At 60.2% G+C, this 21,271-nt stretch carries 20 protein-coding genes and 2 tRNA genes; 17 read left to right on the top strand and 5 right to left on the bottom strand.

Features of this window, described 5'->3' with window-relative positions; all coding sequences use genetic code 11:
- Window positions 1-43 precede the first annotated feature (43 nt).
- The 3 genes from AQUI_RS0105595 to AQUI_RS0105585 all read right to left on the bottom strand — a co-directional run bounded on the left by AQUI_RS0105595 (window position 44) and on the right by AQUI_RS0105585 (window position 6,130).
- The gene (locus AQUI_RS0105595) at window positions 44-3,001 is read right to left on the bottom strand and encodes an ATP-binding protein (protein ID WP_027256617.1); all 2,958 of its coding nucleotides are present in this window, start codon (window positions 2,999-3,001) and stop codon (window positions 44-46) included.
- A gap of 235 nt (window positions 3,002-3,236) precedes the next feature.
- Complete coding sequence (locus tag AQUI_RS0105590; protein ID WP_027256616.1) at window positions 3,237-5,585, bottom strand: methyl-accepting chemotaxis protein; 2,349 nt, start codon at window positions 5,583-5,585, stop codon at window positions 3,237-3,239.
- A 470-nt stretch (window positions 5,586-6,055) separates the two neighbouring features.
- A tRNA-Thr gene (locus tag AQUI_RS0105585) sits at window positions 6,056-6,130 on the bottom strand.
- A gap of 85 nt (window positions 6,131-6,215) precedes the next feature.
- Here AQUI_RS0105585 and AQUI_RS31175 point away from each other — a divergent pair.
- The 5 genes from AQUI_RS31175 to hisD all read left to right on the top strand — a co-directional run bounded on the left by AQUI_RS31175 (window position 6,216) and on the right by hisD (window position 10,100).
- Window positions 6,216-6,371, top strand: coding sequence for a hypothetical protein (locus AQUI_RS31175; protein WP_169730776.1), 156 nt, complete (start codon window positions 6,216-6,218; stop codon window positions 6,369-6,371).
- A gap of 6 nt (window positions 6,372-6,377) precedes the next feature.
- Window positions 6,378-7,646: a UDP-N-acetylglucosamine 1-carboxyvinyltransferase gene (gene murA / locus AQUI_RS0105575; protein WP_027256615.1), complete on the top strand. Its 1,269-nt coding sequence runs from the start codon at window positions 6,378-6,380 to the stop codon at window positions 7,644-7,646.
- Window positions 7,646-8,122 (top strand): DUF2948 family protein, encoded by a 477-nt coding sequence (locus AQUI_RS0105570; RefSeq protein WP_027256614.1) that lies wholly within the window; start codon window positions 7,646-7,648, stop codon window positions 8,120-8,122. Before murA ends, AQUI_RS0105570 begins: the two co-directional genes overlap by 1 nt.
- A 3-nt stretch (window positions 8,123-8,125) precedes the next feature.
- Window positions 8,126-8,638, top strand: coding sequence for a GNAT family N-acetyltransferase (locus AQUI_RS0105565; protein ID WP_027256613.1), 513 nt, complete (start codon window positions 8,126-8,128; stop codon window positions 8,636-8,638).
- A gap of 160 nt (window positions 8,639-8,798) precedes the next feature.
- Complete coding sequence (hisD, locus tag AQUI_RS0105560) at window positions 8,799-10,100, top strand: histidinol dehydrogenase (RefSeq protein WP_027256612.1); 1,302 nt, start codon at window positions 8,799-8,801, stop codon at window positions 10,098-10,100.
- 83 nt (window positions 10,101-10,183) lie between these two features.
- Here the strand turns inward: hisD and AQUI_RS0105555 are convergent, their stop codons facing one another.
- Complete coding sequence (locus tag AQUI_RS0105555; protein WP_027256611.1) at window positions 10,184-10,942, bottom strand: SDR family oxidoreductase; 759 nt, start codon at window positions 10,940-10,942, stop codon at window positions 10,184-10,186.
- A 160-nt stretch (window positions 10,943-11,102) separates the two neighbouring features.
- Here AQUI_RS0105555 and AQUI_RS0105550 point away from each other — a divergent pair, with 160 nt between their 5' ends.
- Genes AQUI_RS0105550 through AQUI_RS0105535 form a run of 4 tightly spaced genes read left to right on the top strand, consistent with a single transcriptional unit; the run spans window position 11,103 to window position 13,023 of the window.
- A complete protein-coding gene (locus AQUI_RS0105550) occupies window positions 11,103-11,582 on the top strand; it encodes a UPF0262 family protein (RefSeq protein WP_027256610.1) in 480 nt (159 codons plus the stop codon).
- A 3-nt stretch (window positions 11,583-11,585) separates the two neighbouring features.
- Complete coding sequence (locus AQUI_RS0105545) at window positions 11,586-12,044, top strand: arsenate-mycothiol transferase ArsC (RefSeq protein ID WP_027256609.1); 459 nt, start codon at window positions 11,586-11,588, stop codon at window positions 12,042-12,044.
- The gene (locus AQUI_RS0105540; RefSeq protein WP_027256608.1) at window positions 12,041-12,439 is read left to right on the top strand and encodes a ketosteroid isomerase-related protein; all 399 of its coding nucleotides are present in this window, start codon (window positions 12,041-12,043) and stop codon (window positions 12,437-12,439) included. Before AQUI_RS0105545 ends, AQUI_RS0105540 begins: the two co-directional genes overlap by 4 nt.
- Window positions 12,436-13,023 carry a GNAT family N-acetyltransferase gene (locus AQUI_RS0105535; RefSeq protein WP_027256607.1) on the top strand — a complete coding sequence of 196 codons (588 nt, stop codon included), beginning with the start codon at window positions 12,436-12,438 and terminating at the stop codon, window positions 13,021-13,023. Before AQUI_RS0105540 ends, AQUI_RS0105535 begins: the two co-directional genes overlap by 4 nt.
- 40 nt (window positions 13,024-13,063) lie before the next feature.
- On the opposite strand, the gene AQUI_RS0105530 is transcribed toward AQUI_RS0105535, so the two are convergent.
- Window positions 13,064-13,984 (bottom strand): hypothetical protein, encoded by a 921-nt coding sequence (locus AQUI_RS0105530; RefSeq protein WP_027256606.1) that lies wholly within the window; start codon window positions 13,982-13,984, stop codon window positions 13,064-13,066.
- A 258-nt stretch (window positions 13,985-14,242) separates the two neighbouring features.
- On the opposite strand from AQUI_RS0105530, the gene AQUI_RS0105525 reads away from it, so the two are divergent.
- From AQUI_RS0105525 to AQUI_RS27295, 8 genes are all read left to right on the top strand, one after another.
- Window positions 14,243-15,121, top strand: coding sequence for a carbon-nitrogen hydrolase family protein (locus tag AQUI_RS0105525; protein WP_027256605.1), 879 nt, complete (start codon window positions 14,243-14,245; stop codon window positions 15,119-15,121).
- 83 nt (window positions 15,122-15,204) lie between these two features.
- Window positions 15,205-15,423, top strand: coding sequence for a translation initiation factor IF-1 (gene infA / locus AQUI_RS0105520; protein WP_005978431.1), 219 nt, complete (start codon window positions 15,205-15,207; stop codon window positions 15,421-15,423).
- Window positions 15,424-15,597: 174 nt separating this feature from the next.
- Window positions 15,598-16,179 carry a Maf family protein gene (locus tag AQUI_RS0105515; RefSeq protein WP_027256604.1) on the top strand — a complete coding sequence of 194 codons (582 nt, stop codon included), beginning with the start codon at window positions 15,598-15,600 and terminating at the stop codon, window positions 16,177-16,179.
- Window positions 16,176-17,198 (top strand): ribonuclease E/G, encoded by a 1,023-nt coding sequence (locus AQUI_RS0105510; protein ID WP_027256603.1) that lies wholly within the window; start codon window positions 16,176-16,178, stop codon window positions 17,196-17,198. Before AQUI_RS0105515 ends, AQUI_RS0105510 begins: the two co-directional genes overlap by 4 nt.
- Window positions 17,195-17,398: a DNA gyrase inhibitor YacG gene (locus AQUI_RS0105505; protein WP_027256602.1), complete on the top strand. Its 204-nt coding sequence runs from the start codon at window positions 17,195-17,197 to the stop codon at window positions 17,396-17,398. Before AQUI_RS0105510 ends, AQUI_RS0105505 begins: the two co-directional genes overlap by 4 nt.
- 82 nt (window positions 17,399-17,480) lie before the next feature.
- Window positions 17,481-17,555, top strand: a tRNA-Phe gene (locus AQUI_RS0105500).
- Window positions 17,556-17,651: 96 nt separating this feature from the next.
- Window positions 17,652-18,800: a DUF6538 domain-containing protein gene (locus AQUI_RS0105495; RefSeq protein WP_245596865.1), complete on the top strand. Its 1,149-nt coding sequence runs from the start codon at window positions 17,652-17,654 to the stop codon at window positions 18,798-18,800.
- Window positions 18,801-19,702: 902 nt separating this feature from the next.
- Window positions 19,703-21,205: a hypothetical protein gene (locus tag AQUI_RS27295; protein WP_156916783.1), complete on the top strand. Its 1,503-nt coding sequence runs from the start codon at window positions 19,703-19,705 to the stop codon at window positions 21,203-21,205.
- Window positions 21,206-21,271: the final 66 nt, after the last annotated feature.

The following is a 21,271-nucleotide window of genomic DNA, read 5'->3' as shown; positions in this document are numbered from 1 at the left end:
CGGCTTGATGCGCTGGAGCAATCAATGGGATTGGGGTGAGACTTCAGGCACTTGCCCTGGACTGCAGTTCAAGGGAGGCAGTATCTGTCAGAAATGATGCCAAGGTGTGCAGCAGAACTGCCTTTTTGACCGGCTTGGCCAAGAAGTGATCCATGCCCGCATCCAGGCAAGCTTGCCGGTCGCTGGAAAACGCGTTTGCCGTAAGGGCAATGATTATTGGCTGGGGCATGGGCAGGTTGCGGATCTCCCGGGTGGCCGCAATGCCGTCCAGCTCGGGCATCGACATATCCATCAGGATAATATCCGGCTGCTGTTCCTTGAACATGTTAACTGCCGCTCGGCCATTGCCGGCTTCAGCCAGCTCAACCGGCTGGCCGCGAAGGAATTTGCGGATCAGCAGCCTGTTGGTTTGGTTGTCTTCAGCCAGCAGAACTTTGCAAGGTCTGATCTGAGGTGCTGTGTCCAGCGAAATCTCCGCGGCCGGGGGGCGCGCTTGCTTGGCTGGCGCCATCTGCAGCTCCAGCCGGAAGCAAGAGCCTTGGCCGGGATCCGATTTTACCGAAATGCTGCCACCCATCCGCTTGGCCAGCATGCTGGAAATAGTAAGCCCCAACCCGGTTCCGCCAAACGCCTTTGTCGTCGCCGCGTCTGCTTGGGTGAAGCGGTCAAAGATATGGCGCGCTTGAGATTCGGAAATTCCGATCCCGCTGTCCTCAACTTCAGCGACAAGGCGGCATGGGTTTCCGTCGGCATGCGAGACGCGGACGTCAATTCTGCCTTGCGGCGTGAACTTGACAGCATTGCCGATCAGATTGACCAGAATCTGCCGCAAGCGCCCGTCATCGCCATGCAGCCGTTCCGCCAGTCCGTCAGCGTAGGAGACCTGCAGCGACAAACCTTTTGCCAGCGCTTTCGGGCGGAACAGCCCCGCCGCACTGGCAATGCAGTCACGCAGATTGAAATCCTCCTCGACTATGGAGAATTTCCCTGCCTCCAGCCGCGACAGGTCGAGAATGTCATTGATGATCTTCAGCAGTGCTTGTGCCGAGCTGCGGATGGTTTCCACATTCTGCTGTTCATCCGGCGGAAGCTCGGCCTCTGCCAGCAGGTCGGCCATGCCGATGATGCCGTTCATCGGAGTGCGGATTTCGTGGCTCATGTTGGCCAGGAACTCCGATTTGGCCCGATCGGCCTGTTCAGCGGCAACCTTGGCCTCTGCCAGTTCCCGTTCACGCAGTTTGCTATGGGTGATGTCGCGCTCAATGCCGATAATCAGGTCGACTGTGCCATCTTCGCCGGTCACCGGGACGATATTGGTATCGAACCAGGCTTCTTCCCCTGATTTGGTATAGGTGAGCACTTCGTTATGATAGCGGATGCCAAGGTCTTTGTGGCGGTTCATTTCCCGGATCACGCCAAGATCGGTATCCGGGCCGTCCAGCAATTCTGAAGGTGTCCGGCCAATCGCCTCGCTGGCGGCATAGCCTGTGACGCGGGTGAAGGCCTCGTTGACCCAAAGGATCTGCCGCTCTGCATCGGTCAGGATGATACTGTCGGACGCGTGTTTTGCGACCAGCGACAGACGGTGCAGTTCCGCCTGTTGTTTTTGCAATTCGGCATGGGCGTCTTCCAGTGCGCGTTTGCCGTGTTTCAGTTCGCTGTTCCGCTCGGACAGAGTCTGATTCGCACGGATCAGTTCTTCGCGCAGATGGACATCTTCCGACACATTCCAGTTGACGCCGATCATCCAGTCGCGGCCTTGCGCATCAGTAAACGGGCTGGCCAGCGCCCGGATATGCTTGAAGGTGCCATCTTCCAGAACAATCCGGAAGTCCGAGGCAAAGTGTGTCTTGTTCCGCTCAGCTGACTGCAGTGCCTTGGCCGCCCGGACCCGGTCGCCGGGGTGCAGCATGGCCATCCACTCCGCCCCCTCCAGCGGCCCCTGTTCCACGGGAACGCCGTAAAGCTCATGCATGCGGCTGTCCCAGCTCACTTTCTGGTTCTCCGAGTCGCATTCCCAAATGCCGACCCTGGATGTTTTGACCGCAATTTCCAACCGCCGCGAGACTGCCTCAAGTTCGGCTTCCCTGCGCCGCAGCTTGCCGATCACGGTTTGCCGAGCAGCAGACAGCCTGCCGGCCAGAAACGTCGGGAAAACGACCAGTGCTGCCGCCGCCAGCAGACCCAGTCTCAGCTTCCACAGGTTGCCAGGAACGCTTTGCCAGCCGCCTTGGGGGCGGGCGGCCAGTTTCCAGGAGCCAACTGGCAGGTTTATGTCCAGCAGAACGGGATCTCCGGTCAGCATGTCCGGCACGCCGAAAAACTGGCGGCCAGAGGGGCCTGTCCCGTCTTGGCCAGTTAGCGCTATTTCCAGGCCGCCCTTGTTTCCGTTGATCCCGGTCTCTGTATAAAGAGTGCCAGTGGCGACCACCGCTGAGAGAATGCCCCAGAATTGCCGGTCAGTCCCTGACCCGGTGAAAATAGGCAGCCGGTAGATAAACCCGGAGCCGCCCTGTACCAAGTTTACCGGTCCGGCCAGCACCATGTCACCGCTATCGCGCACCCGGTGCGCCGCTGCGCGCTGCGCGGCATTCTGATTGTAGTCCAGTCCGATGACGGGTTCGTTCCCTTTCACTGGGTAGACCAGCGAAACCACTAAGCCGGGGGCCGCAGCGATGTGCCGGATGGTGGTCTTTCCCTCGAGCACCTGCGCAGCTATCCGGCTGAACCGTGCCTGCTCCATGTCCGGTTCGGTGGCCAGCATCGCGGCCAGCCCGCGCAGCCGCTGATAGTCGCCATTGACCTGACCTTCCAGCCGGGACTTGAGCATCCCTGCTTCTTGCTGGACCCTGGCGCGTTCGGACTGGTGGTGGATTGTGGCGTTTTGCTGCTCAGCATAAAATCCTGCGGCACAGACTACCGCCAAGGCAAGCAGGGCAGGCAGGTAAGTCCGGTTGCTGAAAGCGCGCAGCCAGCGTGCAGGAATTTTAGGCACGGCCATCTTGCTACCTTTGCATTTGCGCGAAACACCGCTGGCATCCGTGTCCTGAATGTATGCCAAGTGTTCGGTTCAGCCCCAATGTCCTCTTAAAGTCTGAAAATTAGGTTTTCACAACACCGGTGCAGGCTGAGCGGTGCTGCGGCCGCCATCGCGGCGGCCGCAGCGGGCCATTGCAAAACGGGTTTTGCAGCTTAGGCTGTTGTCTTTGCCTCAATGTGCCCCGCTCCAGTCAGGATCAGAAGTCCTGCCATTTTGCCAATGCGGCCGAGCCGTCCGTGGCCGGAATGGCGGAATGCGTCTCTGGCAAATCATCCCAGCCAGAGCCATGAGCGGATGGGTGGACTGGTTCCGGCACCTGGCGGGGTGAAGGTGTGTCAATTCCGACATTGAAATTGTCCACCAGCCCGGCCAGCTTGGAGGCGTCGCCGTTCAGCAACTGGCCTGCTGCTGTCATCTGCTCCACCATTGCGGCGTTCTGCTGGGTCACCTGGTCCAGTTGCATGACGCCGGTGTTGATTTCACCAATGCCAGTGGATTGTTCTGCTGCTCCCTCGGCAATCCCCGAGACAAGACCCGAGATATGAGTGACCTGGGAGACAATGCTGGTCAGCGCCTCGCCGGCTTTGTCGACCAGATCCACACCCTTTGCCACTTGGTCACCGGAATTGGAGATCAGCGCCTTGATTTCCATGGCCGCATCCGAGGATCGCTGTGCCAGTGCCCGCACTTCGGAGGCAACAACTGCAAAGCCGCGCCCGGCATCGCCTGCGCGCGCCGCCTCGACGCCTGCATTCAGCGCCAGCAGGTTTGTCTGAAAGGCGATATCGTCGATCACTCCGATGATTTGTGAAATATGGGAAGCGGATGCTTCGATCCCGTTCATCGCAGATACCGCGTTTCGCACCACTTCACCGCTGGCCTCGGCTTCGTCCCGGGCCTCATTCATGGCGGTTTCGACCCGGCGTGCGCCATCGGCAGCAGCCTTGACGCTGGCGGTCATCTGATCCAGTGCAGCAGCGGTTTGTTCCAGCGTAGCGGCTTGGCTTTCGGTGCGCTGCGACAGGTCGTCTGAGGCCTGGCTGATTTCCGAGGTGCCGTTGCGGATGCTGGTGGTGGCTTCCACCACTTCGCGCACCGTATTGTTCAATGTGTCAGTTGTCTGGTTGAAGTCGAGGCGCAGGCCTTTATAAGCTTCGGGGAAGGGTTCTGTTATCGGGTTCGAAAAGTCCCCGTTTGCCAGATGCTTCAGGCCGTTGCGCAGTTCACCAACCACGAGATCCTGCTGGCGTTGCAATTCAGCCCGTTCCTCTTCTGCCGTCCGGGCATTTTGCAAGTCAGTTTTGAAACCTTCGAGGATACCGGCAATATTGCCGAACTCATCGCCGGTGCCATGACCCGCGACAGGGTGATTGTAATCCTTGGCTGCGATGTGTTCGACACTGTCGGACAGGGCCGAAACCTTGCGGGCAATGCTGCGGGCTGCCACCCAGGACAGTAGTGCCACAGCCAGTGCCACGCCAACGGCCTGCAGCATGGCGGCGTTGGACAGGCTGTTTTGGGCCGCCAGCGCCTCGGCGCTGTCAACTTCCAGGACAATGCCCCACGTCCGGTCTTCGAGGGCGACGCCTGCAGCCATGGCCTCGACTGGTTGGCCCGCCAGACCCGGAGTTCCGGAAAAACTGCTTTTCCCGCCGCCAAGTGCCGCCGTAATCTGTGTCAAACCGGGCAGATCCGACAATGCCTGATGCCCGCCGCCGCGGTTTGAAGCAGTCAATGCCACGCCATCGCCGCGCACCAGGTAGGCCTGGCCGGTTTCCCCCAGCAGGCTGGAGTGGGACAGAAGCTCGGAAATGTCTTCAACCGGGACGCGCAGCACCAGCGCCCCCATCATTGCGCCTTTCTTCAGGATTGGAGCAGAGATGAACATTGCCGGGCGGCCGTCATCGGCTTCGTAGGCAGCCATTTCCGACAAGAACACTTGGCCGCGCTCCAGTTCCAGCGCAGCGCGGAATGCCACGCCTAACCCGCTGTCCTGATATGGCCCATCCAAATAATTCAGCGCAAAATCATCGTTCTTTTGCACCGCATAGACCATGTTGCCCTGCACATCCAAAAGGTAGGCGTCCAGAAACCCCTGTTCTTCCAGAAAGGTGACAAATCCAGTGTGGTTCATCTTGTGGCGGATAGACCAGGCGGATTTGTCTTTGGCATCGAGCAGTTTGTAGCGTTCACCTGCAGGATTGGGGTTGCCGTCTGCATAGGCGGCGCGCAGATGCCCGCTGGGATCATCACCCAGAGAATAGAAACCGTTGGAAAAATCCCGCAATGCCGTTTCAACTGCTTTACTGGCAACCAGTGTCCGGGTCTGAGAGCGCAGATCGGCTACCCAGTTTTCCAGTGCTTCCTTACGCTCTTCCAGCAGCGTCGCATAGGCGGCTTCCCGGTTAGCCTTCAATGCTTGCCCAGCTTCCCAAGCAAAGAAAATGCCAGAGGCGAGGGTCAGAAGTATCGTGGGGGCGGCGATAGACAGCGGCAGTTTGCGGCCCAATGGCATATTCGCCCAGAATTTGAACAGTCGAGTCATTGCAGCGTAGTTCCCATCAACATTTGTGTCTGCCGGCAGCCTGGGAGCAGCCGTGAATGGTGCCAGTTGGGTGGCGCCTGATGGCAAAACACTTGATGGGATTCATTGCCGCAGCGTTAAATTATGTGCCAAAATCCCTGATTTGCTGCATTTGGCAGGTCAGATGCAGTAAAAAAGCAGATCCATTTTTATCTGTGGCCTTACGAGTTGGTTTCGAATCACCGAGCCGTGCCGCCCTTCTGCTGGGTCTTGGGATGGCAGCGAATCTCATGTGCAGGCTTCGATATCTGCTGCACTAGGCCAAGTTATGCTCAGGGGTGGCAGAACAGGCTGGCTGCGAAGCTTAGGTCGTGAAAATCCCAGTACACACGGTAATTTTGCGTGTTTGCAGCGCTCGTCATACTGGGGCAGGTTGCCGAAATACCGGCACTATCCGTCCAGTATTCTGAAAACATTCATTTTTTGAAAGATGGTGCTGCTGGAGAGAATTGAACTCTCGACCTCTCCCTTACCAAGGGAGTGCTCTACCTCTGAGCTACAGCAGCGCCGGTGAGGGGGCTTTTAGGCATAAACGCTGAGGGGCGCAAGAGCATTCTGGACGGTTTTTTCCCACTCAGTTACAGAAGTCTTATGGCTGAAAAGAAAACACCGAAAAACGACAGGTCAGCGGCATCGCGCGAAGACCGGCTGAAGGCAGCGCTCAAGGCAAACATGGCCCGGCGCAAGGCTCAGGCCAAGGCGCGGGCGGAAAAGCCGGACCAGGATACGGGCAAAGACGGAGAGTAAGGGCAGATGGATTCGATTCTGGTAACTGGTAACGGCCCGCTGAACGGGCAGATTCCAATCGCAGGGGCTAAAAACGCCTGCCTCACCCTGATGCCTGCGACGCTCCTGAGCGAGGAACCGCTGACGCTGACCAATGCGCCACGGTTGAGCGATATCAAGACAATGACACTGCTCTTGCAGTCATTGGGCGCCGAAGTGTCCAGTCTGCAGGACGGTCAAGTGCTGGCTATGTCTAGCCATGACCTGACCAGCCATGTGGCTGATTATGACATCGTGCGGAAAATGCGCGCCTCCAACCTGGTGCTGGGTCCGATGCTGGCGCGGCTGGGGCAGGCGGTGGTGTCGCTGCCCGGCGGCTGCGCAATTGGCGCCCGGCCGATGGATCTGCACATCCATGGTCTTGAGGCGCTGGGCGCCGAGATTGAGCTGAAAGACGGGTATCTGCACGCCAAGGCCCCGAGGGGGCTGAAAGGCGCGGTAATTGAGCTGAGCTTTGCTTCGGTCGGGGCCACCGAAAACATCATGATGGCTGCCACCCTGGCAAAGGGCACCACCGTCATCAAGAATGCTGCGCGCGAGCCGGAGATTGTCGATCTGGCCGATTGCCTGCGGAAAATGGGTGCGCAGATCGAGGGCGACGGTTCCCCGGACATCACCATTCAAGGCGTCGACCGGCTGCATGGCGCAACGCATCAGGTGGTGACTGACCGGATCGAGCTGGGCACCTATATGCTGGCACCGGCGATCTGCGGCGGCGAGGTAGAATTGCTGGGCGGACGCCGCAGCCTGCTGGAAAGCTTCTGCGACAAGCTGGAGGCCGCAGGCGTCGAGATCACCGAGGGCACGAACAGTCTGACCGTCAGCCGCAAGAACGGCCGGATCCGGGCTGTGGACGTGGTCACCGAACCGTTCCCCGGCTTTCCGACCGATCTGCAGGCGCAGATGATGGCGCTGATGTGTACCGCTGAAGGCACGTCTGTTCTGGAAGAAAAGATCTTTGAGAACCGATTTATGCATGCCCCGGAACTCACCCGTATGGGGGCACAGATCGAAGTGCACGGCGGCCATGCAACTGTGACTGGCGTTGAAACGCTGAAAGGCGCTCCGGTGATGGCAACCGACTTGCGCGCCTCGGTTTCGCTGATTCTTGCTGGCATGGCGGCGGAAGGTGAAACCAAGGTAAGCCGGGTCTACCACCTCGATCGCGGCTATGAGCATGTGGTGCGCAAACTGTCCGGCGTCGGGGCCAAAATCGAACGGATCAGGGAAGAGTAATGGCGGATGCAAGCTTCGAAGACGGCCGCGAGGCGGCTCTGAATCTGGGCGCGCTGGAGGCAGAGGATCTCAAGATCCTGTCCTCGCTGGTGCAGGATGCGGTGTTTCCGGTCACTGAAATGAGCTGGCGCGCCTCGGAGCGCCGCTTTGCACTGCTGGTGAACCGCTTCCGCTGGGAAGACCGCGAGGCTGCGGAACGCCGTGGCCGGGCTTTTGAGCGGGTGCAGTCGCTGCTGGTGGTGGACAATGTGCTGGCTGTTGCGTCGCAGGGCGTGGACCGCAAGGACAAAGATCTGGTTCTGTCGCTGCTCTCGGTTGTTTTCGAGCCGGATGAGGACGGTGCCGGCAACGTATTGCTGACCTTGGCCGGCGACGGCGCGGTGCGCTTGGCAGTCGAGGCGCTGGAGGTGTCCCTGCGGGATGTCACCCGGCCTTATCTTGCACCGTCGGGTCACGCACCGGATCATGGCGCGTGACCCGTGCAGAACAAGCGCGGCATTTCCCAGGCATTTGCCCGTCCTGCAGCGGAACTGGTGATCCGCCCAGCCACTGTCTTTGATGTATTCGCCATCAGCCAGGTGCTCATCGCGTCGATCCGCGATCTGTGCCAGGCGGATCACGGCGGCGACGCCGGAAAGATAGCCGATTGGACTGCAAACAAGTCGCCTGCGCAGATTCGCAATTGGATAGATGGACCCGGCCGCTACTGGCTGGCAGAACGGGGCGGCGGACCCGAAGCGGTCGGGGGTTTGGCCCCTGAGGGACTGATCTCCTTGCTCTATGTTTTTCCAGGCGCAGTTGGGCAAGGTTCCGGGTCTGTTATGCTGAGGCATCTTGAGATGGAGCTGTGCGGGGCTGGCCATAGCGAAGGACGGCTGAACGCGACCCGCACAGCGCAGGGGTTTTATCGGACCAGGGGCTGGCAAAGCGATGATGCCCCTCAGGAGGGCTGCGGCACACCATGCATCCCGATGCGAAAATCCCTTCTCTGACAGGGACTGACTTTTTTCCGGTCCTGAATACTCCGGGGTGAATTGGCCATATGGCTCAATAGGGGCAGCGCCCCTTCCTTGCGTCCAATTGCACCGCCCTGCGCCATAGTTCTTGAGGCCGCTCCGGCATAAAGCTATGCGAGGGCCAAAGGAGATCCCGATGCCGCAGTTTCTGAACACCGCCGATTCCGATTTCGAACAATCCTTCGCCGCTCTGCTGGGCGCCAAGCGCGAGGATAGCCCGGATGTGGACGCTGTCGTGGCGGGGATCATCGCTGACGTGCGTGCCCGCGGTGATACAGCACTGGTGGAGCTGACAGCGAAATTTGACCGGATGAAGCTGGAGCCTGCGCAACTGCGGATTACCGATGCAGAGGTGGAGGCAGCCATCGCCACGGTTTCTGCAGAAGAGCGTCACGCGCTGGAACTGGCGGCCGAACGCATCCGTGCCTATCACATGCGCCAGATGCCGGAAGATGCACAGTGGACTGACGAGGCCGGGGCAACGCTGGGCTGGCGCTGGTCGGCGGTCTCGGCGGCTGGTCTGTACGTGCCGGGGGGGCTGGCCTCTTATCCCTCTTCGGTACTGATGAACGCAATTCCGGCCAAGGTTGCAGGTGTTCAGCGGCTGGCGGTCACGGTTCCAACCCCGGACGGGCAGATCAACCCGTTGGTGCTGCTGGCAGCAGAGATTGCAGGAGTGGATGAAATCTACCGGGTCGGCGGGGCGCAGGCGGTGGCGGCGCTGGCCTATGGCACTGAAACGATCGCCCCGGTGGATAAGATCACCGGCCCCGGCAATGCCTTTGTTGCAGCCGCCAAACGGCGGGTCTTCGGCAAGGTCGGTATTGACATGATCGCCGGACCGTCTGAAATTCTGGTGATTGCGGATAAGGACAACAATCCCGACTGGATCGCGCTGGATCTGATGAGCCAAGCCGAACATGACGAAAGCGCCCAGTCAATTTTGATCACCGATGACGAAGGATTTGGCCTGGCTGTGGCGACCGCGGTGGACAAGCGCCTGGAAACGCTGGAACGCCGCGCAATTGCTGGTCCCTCCTGGCGGGACTATGGTGCGGTGATTACCGTGCGGGGCCTGGATGAGGCGGCAGCGCTGTCCAACCGTATTGCACCGGAACATCTGGAGTTGTGTGTCGCCGATCCGGTGGCCTTGAGCGAAAAAACCATCCACGCAGGCGCCATCTTCCTGGGTCAATACACGCCCGAAGCCATCGGCGACTATGTCGGCGGCCCGAACCACGTTCTGCCCACTGCGCGCTCGGCCCGGTTTTCCTCCGGATTGTCTGTTCTGGACTTCCTCAAGCGCACGACCCTCAGCCAGATGACACCAGACGCACTGCGGGCAATTGGCCCGGCGGCAGAAACTTTGGCTCGCAGCGAAAGCCTGGAGGCACACGGCCTGTCTGTCACCGCACGGCTGGATGCATTGAACGGTTGAGGAATTGAGGGGCGCTGCCCCTCTGCGCGCGGCGCGCGCATTCACCCCGGAGTATTTTGAACCAGAAAGAAGCAGCTGACGGTTCAATAGTGGGAAGTATACCCGCCATCCACGGCCAGCACCTGCCCGGTGATGTATGAGGCGGCGGGCGAGGCGAGGAAGAGGATGGCCGGGGCCAGTTCCTCTGGTTCGCCCCAGCGGCCAAGCGAAGTGGCATTTTTTAGTTTCGCTGCAATTTCCGGATCGGCGGCCGCGGCCATGTTGGGGGTGGTTTTGAAGAAACCCGGGGCAATAGCATTCACTGTGATGCCTTTGGGGCCAAGCTCCGCCGCCAGTGCCTTGGTCATGCCATTGATGCCGGCTTTGGCTGTTGTATAGGCCGCGTCGCCGGATTGCGCGATGAGGCCGGCAATTGAGGAAATGTTGATGATGCGGCCATACTCCTTTGGCGCCATTTGGGCGGCGGCCAATTGGGCAAGGCGGAACGGGGCGATCAGATCAACATCCCACAAGGCTTGCAAATCGGAGCGCGTGAATTCCGCCAGGCCGCGCCGGTCTCGCTGACCCACGTTATTGACCAGAATGTCGAGACCGCCTTCATCAGCGATGCTCTCAAATGCCGCGGTTGCAGATCCCTCATCAGCCACATCCAGCACCAGCGGCCGGGCCTTTCCAGGCATCCGTTTCAAGGCCTCTGCCACCCTCTCTTTACTGCGTCCGTTCACCCAAACCTCAGCCCCGGCTTCGGACAGCAAACGGGCAGCGGCAAAACCAAGCCCGCCCGTGGAACCGGTTACCAGCCCGCGCTGGCCTTTGAGGGAAAACCGATCAAGCCCTGTCATCATTCTGCCTCCCGCTCCGGGCAGGCTGGGCGTGCAGGCGCGGTCTGTCAAGAACTGCCGCAAACCGGCATATCATTGACGCCCGCTGCTGCATTGCCCCAGGCACGCCGGTGCGATACTCATGGCCGGACGCCTCAGCGCATATTAGAGACAAAGACCCATGAGCCGCATCAGCCATATCGAACTTGACGACCGCAACCTGCCGCCTCCGACGCCTGAGATTGAGCAGGAGCGGAAAGTTGCGATCTATGATCTGATCGAAGACAACAGTTTCGCCTTGCCGCCTCGCGAAGGGTATAACCAGCCTGCCGGCCCCTACCATTTGGGACTGGCGATCCGTGACAAGCGGCTGGTCTTTGATATCAATACGGAAGCAGGCGAGAAAGCAGCAGAGTTTCACCTGTCGCTGTCGCCGTTCCGCCAGGTGGTCAAAGACTATTACCAGATTTGCGAAAGCTACTTCAGTGCGGTGAAAACCATGCCACCCAGCCAGATCGAGACCATTGATATGGCGCGGCGCGGGATTCACAACGAAGGCAGCCGGGTTCTGCAGGAACGGCTGGAAGGTAAAGCGGAAGTCGACACTGATACCGCCCGGCGCCTGTTCACCTTGATCTGCGTCTTGCATTTCGGAGGCTGACGGGTGGAGGAACTGCCGCAGTCCATTCTGTTCTGTTGCGACCACAATTCGGTCCGCTCTCCGATGGCGGAGGGCATCATGAAAAAATTCTATGGCACCGGCACCTATGTGCAGTCCGCCGGTGTCAAAAACGACATGGAGATCGACGGCTTCTCGATTGCGGTCTGTCAGGAGATTGATGTCGAGCTGTCGCGCCATCGGTCGCGCTCCTTTGACGAGATGGAGCGTTGGGGGGATGACCTGTCGTCCTTTGATCTGGTGGTGGCCCTGTCGCCGGCCAGCCAACGCCGGGCGCTGGAATTGACCCGTTTTTTTCACCTCGATGTCGAATATTGGCCGATTATGGACCCTACCGGGCTCGGCGAGACGCGCCAAGCCAAGCTAGACGTTTACCGTCAAACACGGGATCAAATCATCCAGCATCTGAAGAACCGCTGGGGTGAACCGACGGAGAGAACATGACCGATACCATCGCGCGCTACTTTGCGGCCTTCAACGCCGGCGACACGGACACCATGCTGGACTGCCTGGACAACCAGATTGCCCATCACGTCAACGAGGGCAAAATCCGCGTAGGCAAAGAGAAATTCGCTGAGTTCTGCACCCATATGAGCCGCAGCTACAAGGAAGAGCTGACCGACATGGTGATCTTTTCCAACAACGACGGCACCCGCGCGGCGGCGGAGTTCATTGTGAATGGCACCTATCTTGTGACCGACGAAGGCCTGCCGGAAGCCAAGGGCCAGACCTACCGGCTGCCAGGCGGCTCGTTCTTTGAGCTGAAAGACGGCAAGATTTCCCGCGTCACCACCTATTACAACCTTGCGGACTGGATCGCCCAGGTTTCCGCCGGATGACGATCCGGGTTGAGGCGATGACCGGCGCGGCGCTGGAGGCCGCGCTGGACGATGTGGCGCGCCTGCGGATCAAGGTGTTCCGCGCCTGGCCGTACCTGTACGACGGCGACCTGGCGTATGAGCGCGAGTACCTGAAAAACTACCGCGACAGCACCCGCGCCGTGGTGGTTGGCGCCTTTGACGGCGATACCCTGGTGGGCGCCTCCACCGGCGCGCCGCTGGCGGAACACGCAGATGACTTTTCGGCGGCATTTGAATGCACTGGTATTGACCTGAACGGGGTCTTCTACTGCGCCGAATCCGTGCTGCTGCCGGAGTGCCGCGGCTATGGCGTCGGCCACGGCTTCTTTGACGCGCGTGAGGCGCATGCCCGCAAGCATGGGTTCAGCAAGACCGCCTTTTGCGGCGTGCAGCGCCCGGCAGACCACCCGCTGCGGCCGGCGGACTACGCGCCGCTGGATCCGTTCTGGCGCAAACGCGGCTATGCCCCGCTGGAGGGCGCCATCGCACATTTTTCCTGGAAGGACGTGGATCAGGCCGCGGAAACAAGCAAACCTCTGCAGTTCTGGATCCGGGACCTGTAGAGGAAACAGGCGCCCTTGCGGGGCGCCTGAAACCTGAGGCTCAGACGCCTTCGGGGCGCGCTTTCTGCAGCTCGTCCAGGGCCTGCTTGTGCTGGGCCAGGAAGAAGCGCACATCGTCCTGAGCGGACTTGAAGCTGTTCTGCGCCGCGACCAGCGCCTTGCCGGTTGCCATCCGCTCCTTCTCTATGCCGGACTGCTTGGCGTATTGCTTCAGCAGGCTGGTGGCCTCCTTCAGGATCTTTGGCAGGGTTTCCTTGATGTTCTTGGCGTGAAGAGCGATCTTGTTCTTCTTGATCAGCGCCCGCAGAGCCGCATCTGCTTTACCCTCGATATCCTCGCGGTTGACGCCTTCCTTATTGTACTGGGCCTTCCAGGCCTTGCGGACGGTCTCCATGTCCTTTTCCGCCTGCTTCACATCCTTGATGATGTCGTTGCAGGCGCCTTCGATCTTGCAGGCGCGGGTGTGAAGATCCTTCAGTTCCTTCAAAACCAGCTTGTTCTTCTGGTCATGTTCCTTCTTGAGCTTCTCCAGATGCTTGTCGGTTTCCTCGTTGGCCTTTTCGACCTTCAGCTGCTGCGCCATCTGCTTTTGCTTGATCTTGTCCGCATTGCGGGCCAGCTCAGCCGCCGCATCTTCGCGCTTTTCGATCTGCTTGGCATAGGCCAGGCACAGCTCCCGGCTGTGCGACTGCAGCTTGCCGCATTTGCCGCGCGCCTTGAGCATCGCGTTGGCCAGCATGCTGAACGCCTGAACAATCTCCGGCATTTGGTCCAGATCCGCCTTGGACGGATCACCCGACGGCGGTACCCCCAGTTTTTCCAGCAAATCCATGTATTTGCCCACGCCACTGCCTTTGCAGGCGCCGGCGCGGTAATCGCGCCAGAATTTGGTGCGGAAACCTTTTTTGGGAATATCGGCAATAACGCCTTTCAGGTTCTTGTCATCAAGCTTGGTCGCCAAGGGAGTGGTCCTTTGTCAATTTAATAAAATGAGTGTCTGCGCCTGAGAATGGCCAAATAGCCGCGCAACACCAAGATGGAACGCAGGACGCGGCTGTTTCCGTTGCAAAAATGCGCATCCTTTTCGACCTGGCTCTGGGGCCTGGCCCGGCGGCATCCGCAATCTGTTTGCCGCATCGCCTTGCGCCGGGTGTCTTTACAGGGCAATGCTGGCGAAGGACCGCACCGGGATGCGGCTGCCGACCGCCGGAGACGCCGCATGATAATCGCCACCGCCGCCTATCCGCTCGACTGGCTCGACAGCTGGGCGCAGTATGAGGACAAGCTGGCCTCCTGGGTGGCAGAGGCTGCCGGGAATGGTGCCGATTTGCTGGTATTCCCGGAATACGGCGCGATGGAGCTGTCAACGCTGGATGGCGCGGCGGTGGCTGGAGATCTGGAGCAGTCGATCCATTCCGTGTCGGAGAAGATGGAGGACGCTGCCGCGCTGCACCTGAAACTGGCCGCCGAACATGGGGTGCATATACTGGGCGCCTCCGCGCCGGTGAACAGCGGGCTGGACAGGCCGGTGAACCGGGCTGAGCTTTACACGCCCGCAGGCAAGCGGGACCATCAGGACAAGCAGATCATGACCCGGTTTGAACGCGAGGACTGGGGCATCATGGGCGGCGGCCCTCTCAAGATCTTCGACACCGCGCTGGGCAGAATCGGGGTGCTGATCTGCTATGACAGCGAGTTCCCGCTCTTGGGCCGCGCGCTGGCGGAAACGGATGTGATTCTCGTCCCCTCCTGCACCGAGGCGCTAGCTGGCTACTGGCGGGTGCGCATCGGCGCTATGTCGCGGGCGCTGGAAAACCAATGTGTGACTGCCATGGCCTCCATCGTCGGGGCCAACGAATGGTCCGAAGCAGTGGACATGAACACAGGCACAGGCGGCATTTTCGGCCCGCCGGACAAGGGCTTCCCCGGAACTGGCGTTCTGGCCGAAGGCACACTGAGCCAGCCGGGCTGGACCTACGGCGAGGCCAACCTGAAGGCCATCGCCCATGTGCGGGCCGACGGCGGGGTGCTGAACCGGCTGCATTGGGAAGAGCAAATGCCGCGGGTAAAATCGGTCACAAAGGCTGCTCTTTCCTGATTGAGCCCTTGAAATATTGGAAAAATGCCCCCATTTAGGCGCACGTCCCGCAGTTTGCGGGGTAACCCAATGATGGAGACAACATGGCCAAGGAAGATACGCTCGAATTTCCCGGTGTCGTGAAGGAACTCCTGCCTAACGCGACGTTTCGGGTCGAGCTTGAGAACGGCCATGAGATCATCGCGCATACGGCAGGCAAGATGCGCAAGAACCGCATCCGTGTTCTGGCAGGCGACAAGGTCCAGGTGGAAATGACCCCCTATGACCTGACCAAGGGCCGGATCAACTATCGCTTCAAATAAGCTGTTGATCTGGAAGAAATATCAAGGCCCGGCATTCTGCCGGGCTTTTGTTTTTGCGGCCATTCAGCCGCTGCCTCCGGCGGAGATATTTCTGACAGGAGGAAGGTGCAGACGCGCTTTTCCAACGCTGAAATTCACCCTATGACGGGCGCAAACGGACAAGAGGGCCACGGCATGGCATTCATTTTGGGATCCGGCAGTCCGCGGCGGCTGCAGCTTCTGGCGCAGCTCGGCGTGCATCCGGACGAGGTGCGCCCGCCGGAGATTGATGAAACCCCGCTCAAGAATGAGCTGCCGCGGGCCTATTGCGCGCGGGTGACACGGGAAAAAAACCAGGCTGTCCCCGCGGGGACAGAGGATGTTGTTCTGTGCGCCGACACCACAGTTGCCCTGGGCCGCCGCATCCTGGGCAAGCCGCGCGATGCAGGCGAGGCGGCGGAATTCCTGCTCGCCCTCTCCGGCCGCCGCCACCGGGTGATAACTGCGGTCGCGGTGCGGCGCGGGGACCGGGTCTGGGAAAAGGATGTGGTCAGCCAGGTGAAGATGAAGAATCTCTCTGACGAAGAACTGAACGCCTATCTCGCCACCGGCGACTGGGAGGGCAAGGCCGGCGCCTATGCTATCCAAGGCCCCGCAGGCGCCTTTATTCCGTGGATCAGCGGCTCCTTCACCGGCATTGTCGGGCTGCCGTTGTCTGAAACCGCAAATCTGCTGCGCGCCGCCGGGCTGCCGCTGTATCAGGAGGCTGCCGCATGAAGGGCCGCACTATCATTCTCGACCACATCCAGGACCGTGAAGCCGCTGCGCTGATGGTAGATGGCAAACTGGAGGATTTCCTGATCGACAGCGACACGCCGTCGCCTGGCACCATCTACCGCGCCCGCGCCGACCGGCCGGTGAAGGGGCAGGGGGGCATGTTCCTGACTACCCCTGACGGGCCTGCCTTCCTGCGTCAGGTCAAGGGGCTTGCACCCGGGCAAATGCTCCTGGTGCAGGTTTCCGGTGTTGCCGAGCCGGGCAAAGCGATCCCGGTTACCCAGAAACTGCTGTTCAAAAGCCGTTACGCTATTGTGACTCCTGAGGCGCCGGGCCTGAACATTTCGCGCAGCATCCGTGATGAAGACGAGCGCGACCGCCTGTTGGAAATTGCTCATGAGGAAATGGGTGAAACCGGATATGGTCTGATCCTGCGATCGGCCTGCGCCGGTACGGACGGCGAAGAGATCGCCGAAGACGTCGCTGCAATGGCCGCGCTGGCCGCGCAGGTGATGCAGGACGAAGGTTCCGCAACTGAGGTGCTGGCCGAAGGCGACATGCCGCATCTCCTGGCCTGGCGCGACTGGGTAGAGCCTGCGGATGTAGAACGCGACCCCGGCGGGTTTGAGCGACTGGGGGTGCTGGACGCACTGGACGTTGCTCTGGGCATCCGCGAACCGCTGCCAGGCGGCGGCTTCCTGTTTGTCGAGTCGACCCGTGCGCTGGTGGCGGTGGATGTGAATTCAGGAACCGACACCTCGCTGGCGGCCGGTGTTAAAGCTAACATGGCCGCAGCCAAAGCATTGCCCAGGGTCTTGCGTGTGCGCGGATTGGGCGGACAGATTGTACTTGACCTTGCACCGATGCCGAAGAAAGACCGCCGCGGCTTTGAAACCGCGTTGCGGGCTGCAGTCCGGTCTGAGTCTGAGGAGACGGTGCTGGTCGGCTGGACCAATCTTGGCCACTACGAATTGCAGCGTAAGCGCAGCCGTATCGCCCTGCGGGAGGTGCTTAGATGAGTTGCCCGATCTGCGGCGGGGAAGCGCAAAAGACACACCGGCCTTTCTGTTCCAAACGCTGTGCTGATATTGACCTCGGGAAATGGCTGAACGGCGCCTATGCGGTGCCCAGCCTGGACCCGGAAGATATTGAAAACGCTTCGGAAGAAACGCGGCGGGCGCTGCAGATGGGAGAAAAAACGTCCCAAACCCGGCATTAGTGATTTTCTTTTGCAAAACCCTCTGGACACCGCCGCGCGCTCGGCATAGAAGGCCCCCACCCAAGGCGATCAGCCTTCCCGTGCCCGGGTAGCTCAGGGGTAGAGCAGTGGATTGAAAATCCTCGTGTCGGTGGTTCGATTCCGCCCCCGGGCACCATTACCCAAGTCTAAGCCATTGTGCCGCATCAGCTTTTGCAACGTGCAGAGCGAGGCGTAGTACATTTTGGAGTACAAATCTTCTCAGCATGTCTTCGTGAAAGAGGGCATCTTCTACTTCACCCGGCGTGTCCCGGCGGATCTTCGGAAGCACTATTCCTCCCCCAGGATCTCCTATTCCTTGAGAACCAGATCGCGTCCTGTAGCCTTGGCTAGAGCGGCCAGTGCCGCCTTCAAGCTGGACGAATACTGGTACCACCTGCGGACCCAGGACGCGGACCTTCCAGGCAAGCATCTTCTGCGCCATGGCCTCTCCCGTCCCGTGCCGACGCCGGGAGACGGGCAAGATGTCAACACTGATGCTCTGACTCTCTCTGAGGCTGTGTTGACATACCTGCGCCTGAAAGGACTTGGCAGGCCGGAGACCTTCCACCGGGCTGCACACCGCTCCTGCGGCTATGTAATCGACGTCTGCGGAGATAAACCTCTGCCGGACTACACCAAGGCAGACGCCAATGCCTTCCGGGATGAGCTGATCAAGAAAGGGCTTGCCGGGAGCAGCATTACCCGGATCTTTGGCACCGTCCGCGCCGTGTTCAACTTTGCCGTGGCAGAGGAAGGGCTTTCCATTTCCTCCCCATTCGCCAATGTCTATTATGATCGGAGTGCAGGCGTGGCCGTCCGCAGCCCCATCCCAGTAGATGTTGTGCGTGCCGTGCAACTGCAGTGCTACCAGATGGACGATGAAATGCGCTGGCTAGTGGCACTGGTTGCCGACACCGGCATGCGGTTAGCAGAGGCTGCAGGTCTGCTGCGTGAAGACATATTCCAGCAGGAAAATGGCAGATGGGCGGCCAAGATTACCCCGCACCCGTGGAGAAGCCTGAAGACTGACAGCAGCAGCAGGGTTGTTCCGCTGGCTGGTTCGGCAGAGTGGGCTGCCCGGCGCATCCACACCCAGCAGGATGGAAACAAATTCGCCTTTCCCCGCTACAATACCTCAGACAAGACCAGCGCCAATTCGGCCAGCGCCGCCCTGAACAAGTGGCTAAAGGCCTACGTGCCGAAGGGGGCTACTATGCACGGGTTCCGCCACTCCATGCGAGACCGGCTCCGTGCGGTAGAATGCCCAGCGGATGTTGCTGACCAGATTGGCGGATGGCACACGGATGGGGTCGGTCAGGGATACGGTAAAGGGTACCCGCTGGAGGTTCTCAGAAAGTGGCTGGATAGAATTGCACCTTAGACGGCTGGAGCAGCATGTCTCCGGCTGACGACTACGCCTCGCTCTGCACGTTGCAAAAGCTGATGCGGCACAATGGCTTAGACTTGGGTAATGGTGCCCGGGGGCAGTCCTGAATCCGGTGTTGACCGGGTTCTAGGCCCGTTACAGGCACCGCCGTGGCCATCTGCATCAGCAAAATAAGGGCTATCAGCCCCATGCGGTTGCGGTCAACAGGCACGATTTGGTCTACGGGATGTACTACGGCCCAGAGAAGCCTTCTACAGACCGGACCGTGGCCTCCGTGCTGTTGACTGGCCTACAAGGTCTTCAGAAGCTGCAGACTGCCTTGGGCCGCATGTGGGACTCACAGAGAGCCGCAATGCTGGCAGAGGGTCCCCCCCTATCTGGGAGCCGCTAAAAGCGCTGTATGACTCACACCTGGACGCTCTGCGGACATTCTGCTTGCCGCCTAAGCAGGGGGGGGGGCGAGTGCCACCCCATCCCGTAGGGATAGCGTATACAGCCCCGCCCCGAGATTGGGTTGTGGAGGTCGTCAACCTGCAGCAGGCACTGGCATCCCCAAATGCCCGGATGAGGCCTCTGGCCAACCTTGACGGCTTCCCGTGCTGCAGCGGGTGGAGAGTGCATGTTCCTGCAGCCCCGACTAGGCCTCAAAAGCCAATGCACAGGGTCGCCATGCCACGGGCAGGGAGAAGGCCAGATTCCCCGCTGGTTGGCTGGCCTGGATGTCCAGGAGGCAGGGCCACGGGAAAGGGCTGCACTCCTGCAGGGTCCCACGGCACTGGATCCGACGGCGGGAGTTGATGCTGCTAAGTCATCTTAGTATGGGGAAGGGCGGCCCCCAGGGCCGCACCTGACCCTCACATATGAGGTCAGTAACTGCTCCAGCCGAGGTTACAGCCGTGGTCACAAACGCCCAGACCCAAGAGAATGCACGGGAACGCCGCTACCGGCGCTTCTTCCAGGTCGTTGATGGCCTGGTTGAGGAGATTCAAGGCCATCAGTGGGAGGCAACCGGTAAGGCAAAGCGCCGAGTGCGGGGAGAGCAGCTTCTCAAGCTGCGGGCTTCCGTGGAAACCTTGATCCGTGACAGCGTGGCCGTGGTCTACCAGCGCAAGCGGAAGGGTGAAGCCTCTGTTCACCTGAACAGGAACTGGTATGGCGGTGAGGCCTCACCCGCGGATTTGACCTACAGCATCCATGTCGAGCGGGCCTATCAGGGAATGCTGGAGCTGGGATACTTGGAGCAAACCCAACGAGGCGTCCACGACCGCCAGGGCAGGAAGGACGGGTCTAACCGTAGCCGCCTCACCCGGTTCAGGGCCACTGACCATCTCATCATCAAGTTCACAGCCAGAGAGCAGGAAGTGTTCCCCGTGATCGTGCCTCCTGAGCGGGGTCATGCCCCCATTAAGGTGCGGATCAAGAGTGCGGATGGCCCGGACGAGTTGTTCGCTGCTCCCGTGACCGCAGAGGTGCAGCAGATGGCGGATAACCTTTCCCGGATCAACCGGGTGCTGGCTACCCGCTGGTATGACCTGCATATCCCTGATGCCGAACTGGCGGATTTGCAGGCTCGGCTGGCAGAGGACCCGGACGGGGCGAAGCCTCTGGCGCTGGACCGGCGAACTCTCCACCGTGTCTTCAATGACAGGGACCTGACGACCGGAGGCCGGTTTTACGGGGGCTGGTGGCAGAATGTGCCGAAGGCTTACCGCCGCCACCTGATCGTCAACGGCAAGCGCATGGTGGAGATCGACTACTCCAACCTGCACCCCGCGCTTCTATATGCCCAGGAAGGTGTTGTGCCGTCTGTAGACTGCTACCGTGGTATCTTCGCCGCCGATGTTGAGGCACGGGGCGGTAATGAATTGCGCAGCACGGTCAAAGCCGCCTTCAACGCAATGCTGAATGCCGAGAAAGAGCTGCGGCAGGCCCCAAAGGGGGTAGAGCCGGGCAAGTTTTCCATGAAGTGGCGGGAGCTTTCAGATGCCGTGCTGGCAGCGCATAAACCCATCGCCCATCACTTCTATACCGGTGCCGGTAAGCGCCTGCAGCGAGCGGACAGCGATGTAGCCGAACGGGTGATGCTCGACTTCATCGACCGTGGCATCGCCATCCTGCCGATCCATGACAGCTTTCTCGTCCACGAGGGGCATAGCGACCTGCTGGAAGACAGCATGCGAAAGGCACTGCGGGAAGTATGTGGCGTCGAGACCAAGCTCAAGCTCGTCGAGCCGGATCTCAGCCGGGTTTTTGCCGAGCTTAAAGAGCAGCGAATGCAGGACCCCGAGGGCTTCGGCCTCGAGGTGTCGCAGGATATTGGTGAGATCCTCGCCTCCCGTGCTGGTCACGAAAAGAGGCTGGATGCGTTCTACTCGAGTGCGTCTCTGGGTACTTCTTGATCTGGGCGTCTATCTCCCAGCTTTCGGGGAAGGCTCTTTTACAGTGCCAGAGCCAAGACGTGACTG

The sequence above is a fragment of the Leisingera aquimarina DSM 24565 genome (assembly GCF_000473165.1).
Lineage (GTDB): Bacteria > Pseudomonadota > Alphaproteobacteria > Rhodobacterales > Rhodobacteraceae > Leisingera > Leisingera aquimarina.
Note: the sequence above shows the minus strand (reverse complement) of the source record. Positions and strands in the feature narration are given on the sequence as shown.

Bases quoted from the DNA above. Each gene is read 5' to 3' on its own strand.
- AQUI_RS0105535 (WP_027256607.1), top strand. From the start codon at position 12,436: ATGACGATCCGGGTTGAGGCGATGACCGGCGCGGCGCTGGAGGCCGCG.
- AQUI_RS0105540 (WP_027256608.1), top strand. From the start codon at position 12,041: ATGACCGATACCATCGCGCGCTACTTTGCGGCCTTCAACGCCGGCGAC.
- AQUI_RS0105590 (WP_027256616.1), bottom strand. From the start codon at position 5,585: ATGACTCGACTGTTCAAATTCTGGGCGAATATGCCATTGGGCCGCAAA.
- AQUI_RS0105595 (WP_027256617.1), bottom strand. From the start codon at position 3,001: ATGGCCGTGCCTAAAATTCCTGCACGCTGGCTGCGCGCTTTCAGCAAC.
- AQUI_RS0105525 (WP_027256605.1), top strand. From the start codon at position 14,243: ATGATAATCGCCACCGCCGCCTATCCGCTCGACTGGCTCGACAGCTGG.
- hisD (WP_027256612.1), top strand. From the start codon at position 8,799: ATGCCGCAGTTTCTGAACACCGCCGATTCCGATTTCGAACAATCCTTC.
- AQUI_RS31175 (WP_169730776.1), top strand. From the start codon at position 6,216: ATGGCTGAAAAGAAAACACCGAAAAACGACAGGTCAGCGGCATCGCGC.
- AQUI_RS0105505 (WP_027256602.1), top strand. From the start codon at position 17,195: ATGAGTTGCCCGATCTGCGGCGGGGAAGCGCAAAAGACACACCGGCCT.
- AQUI_RS0105550 (WP_027256610.1), top strand. From the start codon at position 11,103: ATGAGCCGCATCAGCCATATCGAACTTGACGACCGCAACCTGCCGCCT.
- infA (WP_005978431.1), top strand. From the start codon at position 15,205: ATGGCCAAGGAAGATACGCTCGAATTTCCCGGTGTCGTGAAGGAACTC.
- murA (WP_027256615.1), top strand. From the start codon at position 6,378: ATGGATTCGATTCTGGTAACTGGTAACGGCCCGCTGAACGGGCAGATT.
- AQUI_RS0105510 (WP_027256603.1), top strand. From the start codon at position 16,176: ATGAAGGGCCGCACTATCATTCTCGACCACATCCAGGACCGTGAAGCC.
- AQUI_RS0105570 (WP_027256614.1), top strand. From the start codon at position 7,646: ATGGCGGATGCAAGCTTCGAAGACGGCCGCGAGGCGGCTCTGAATCTG.
- AQUI_RS0105515 (WP_027256604.1), top strand. From the start codon at position 15,598: ATGGCATTCATTTTGGGATCCGGCAGTCCGCGGCGGCTGCAGCTTCTG.
- AQUI_RS0105555 (WP_027256611.1), bottom strand. From the start codon at position 10,942: ATGACAGGGCTTGATCGGTTTTCCCTCAAAGGCCAGCGCGGGCTGGTA.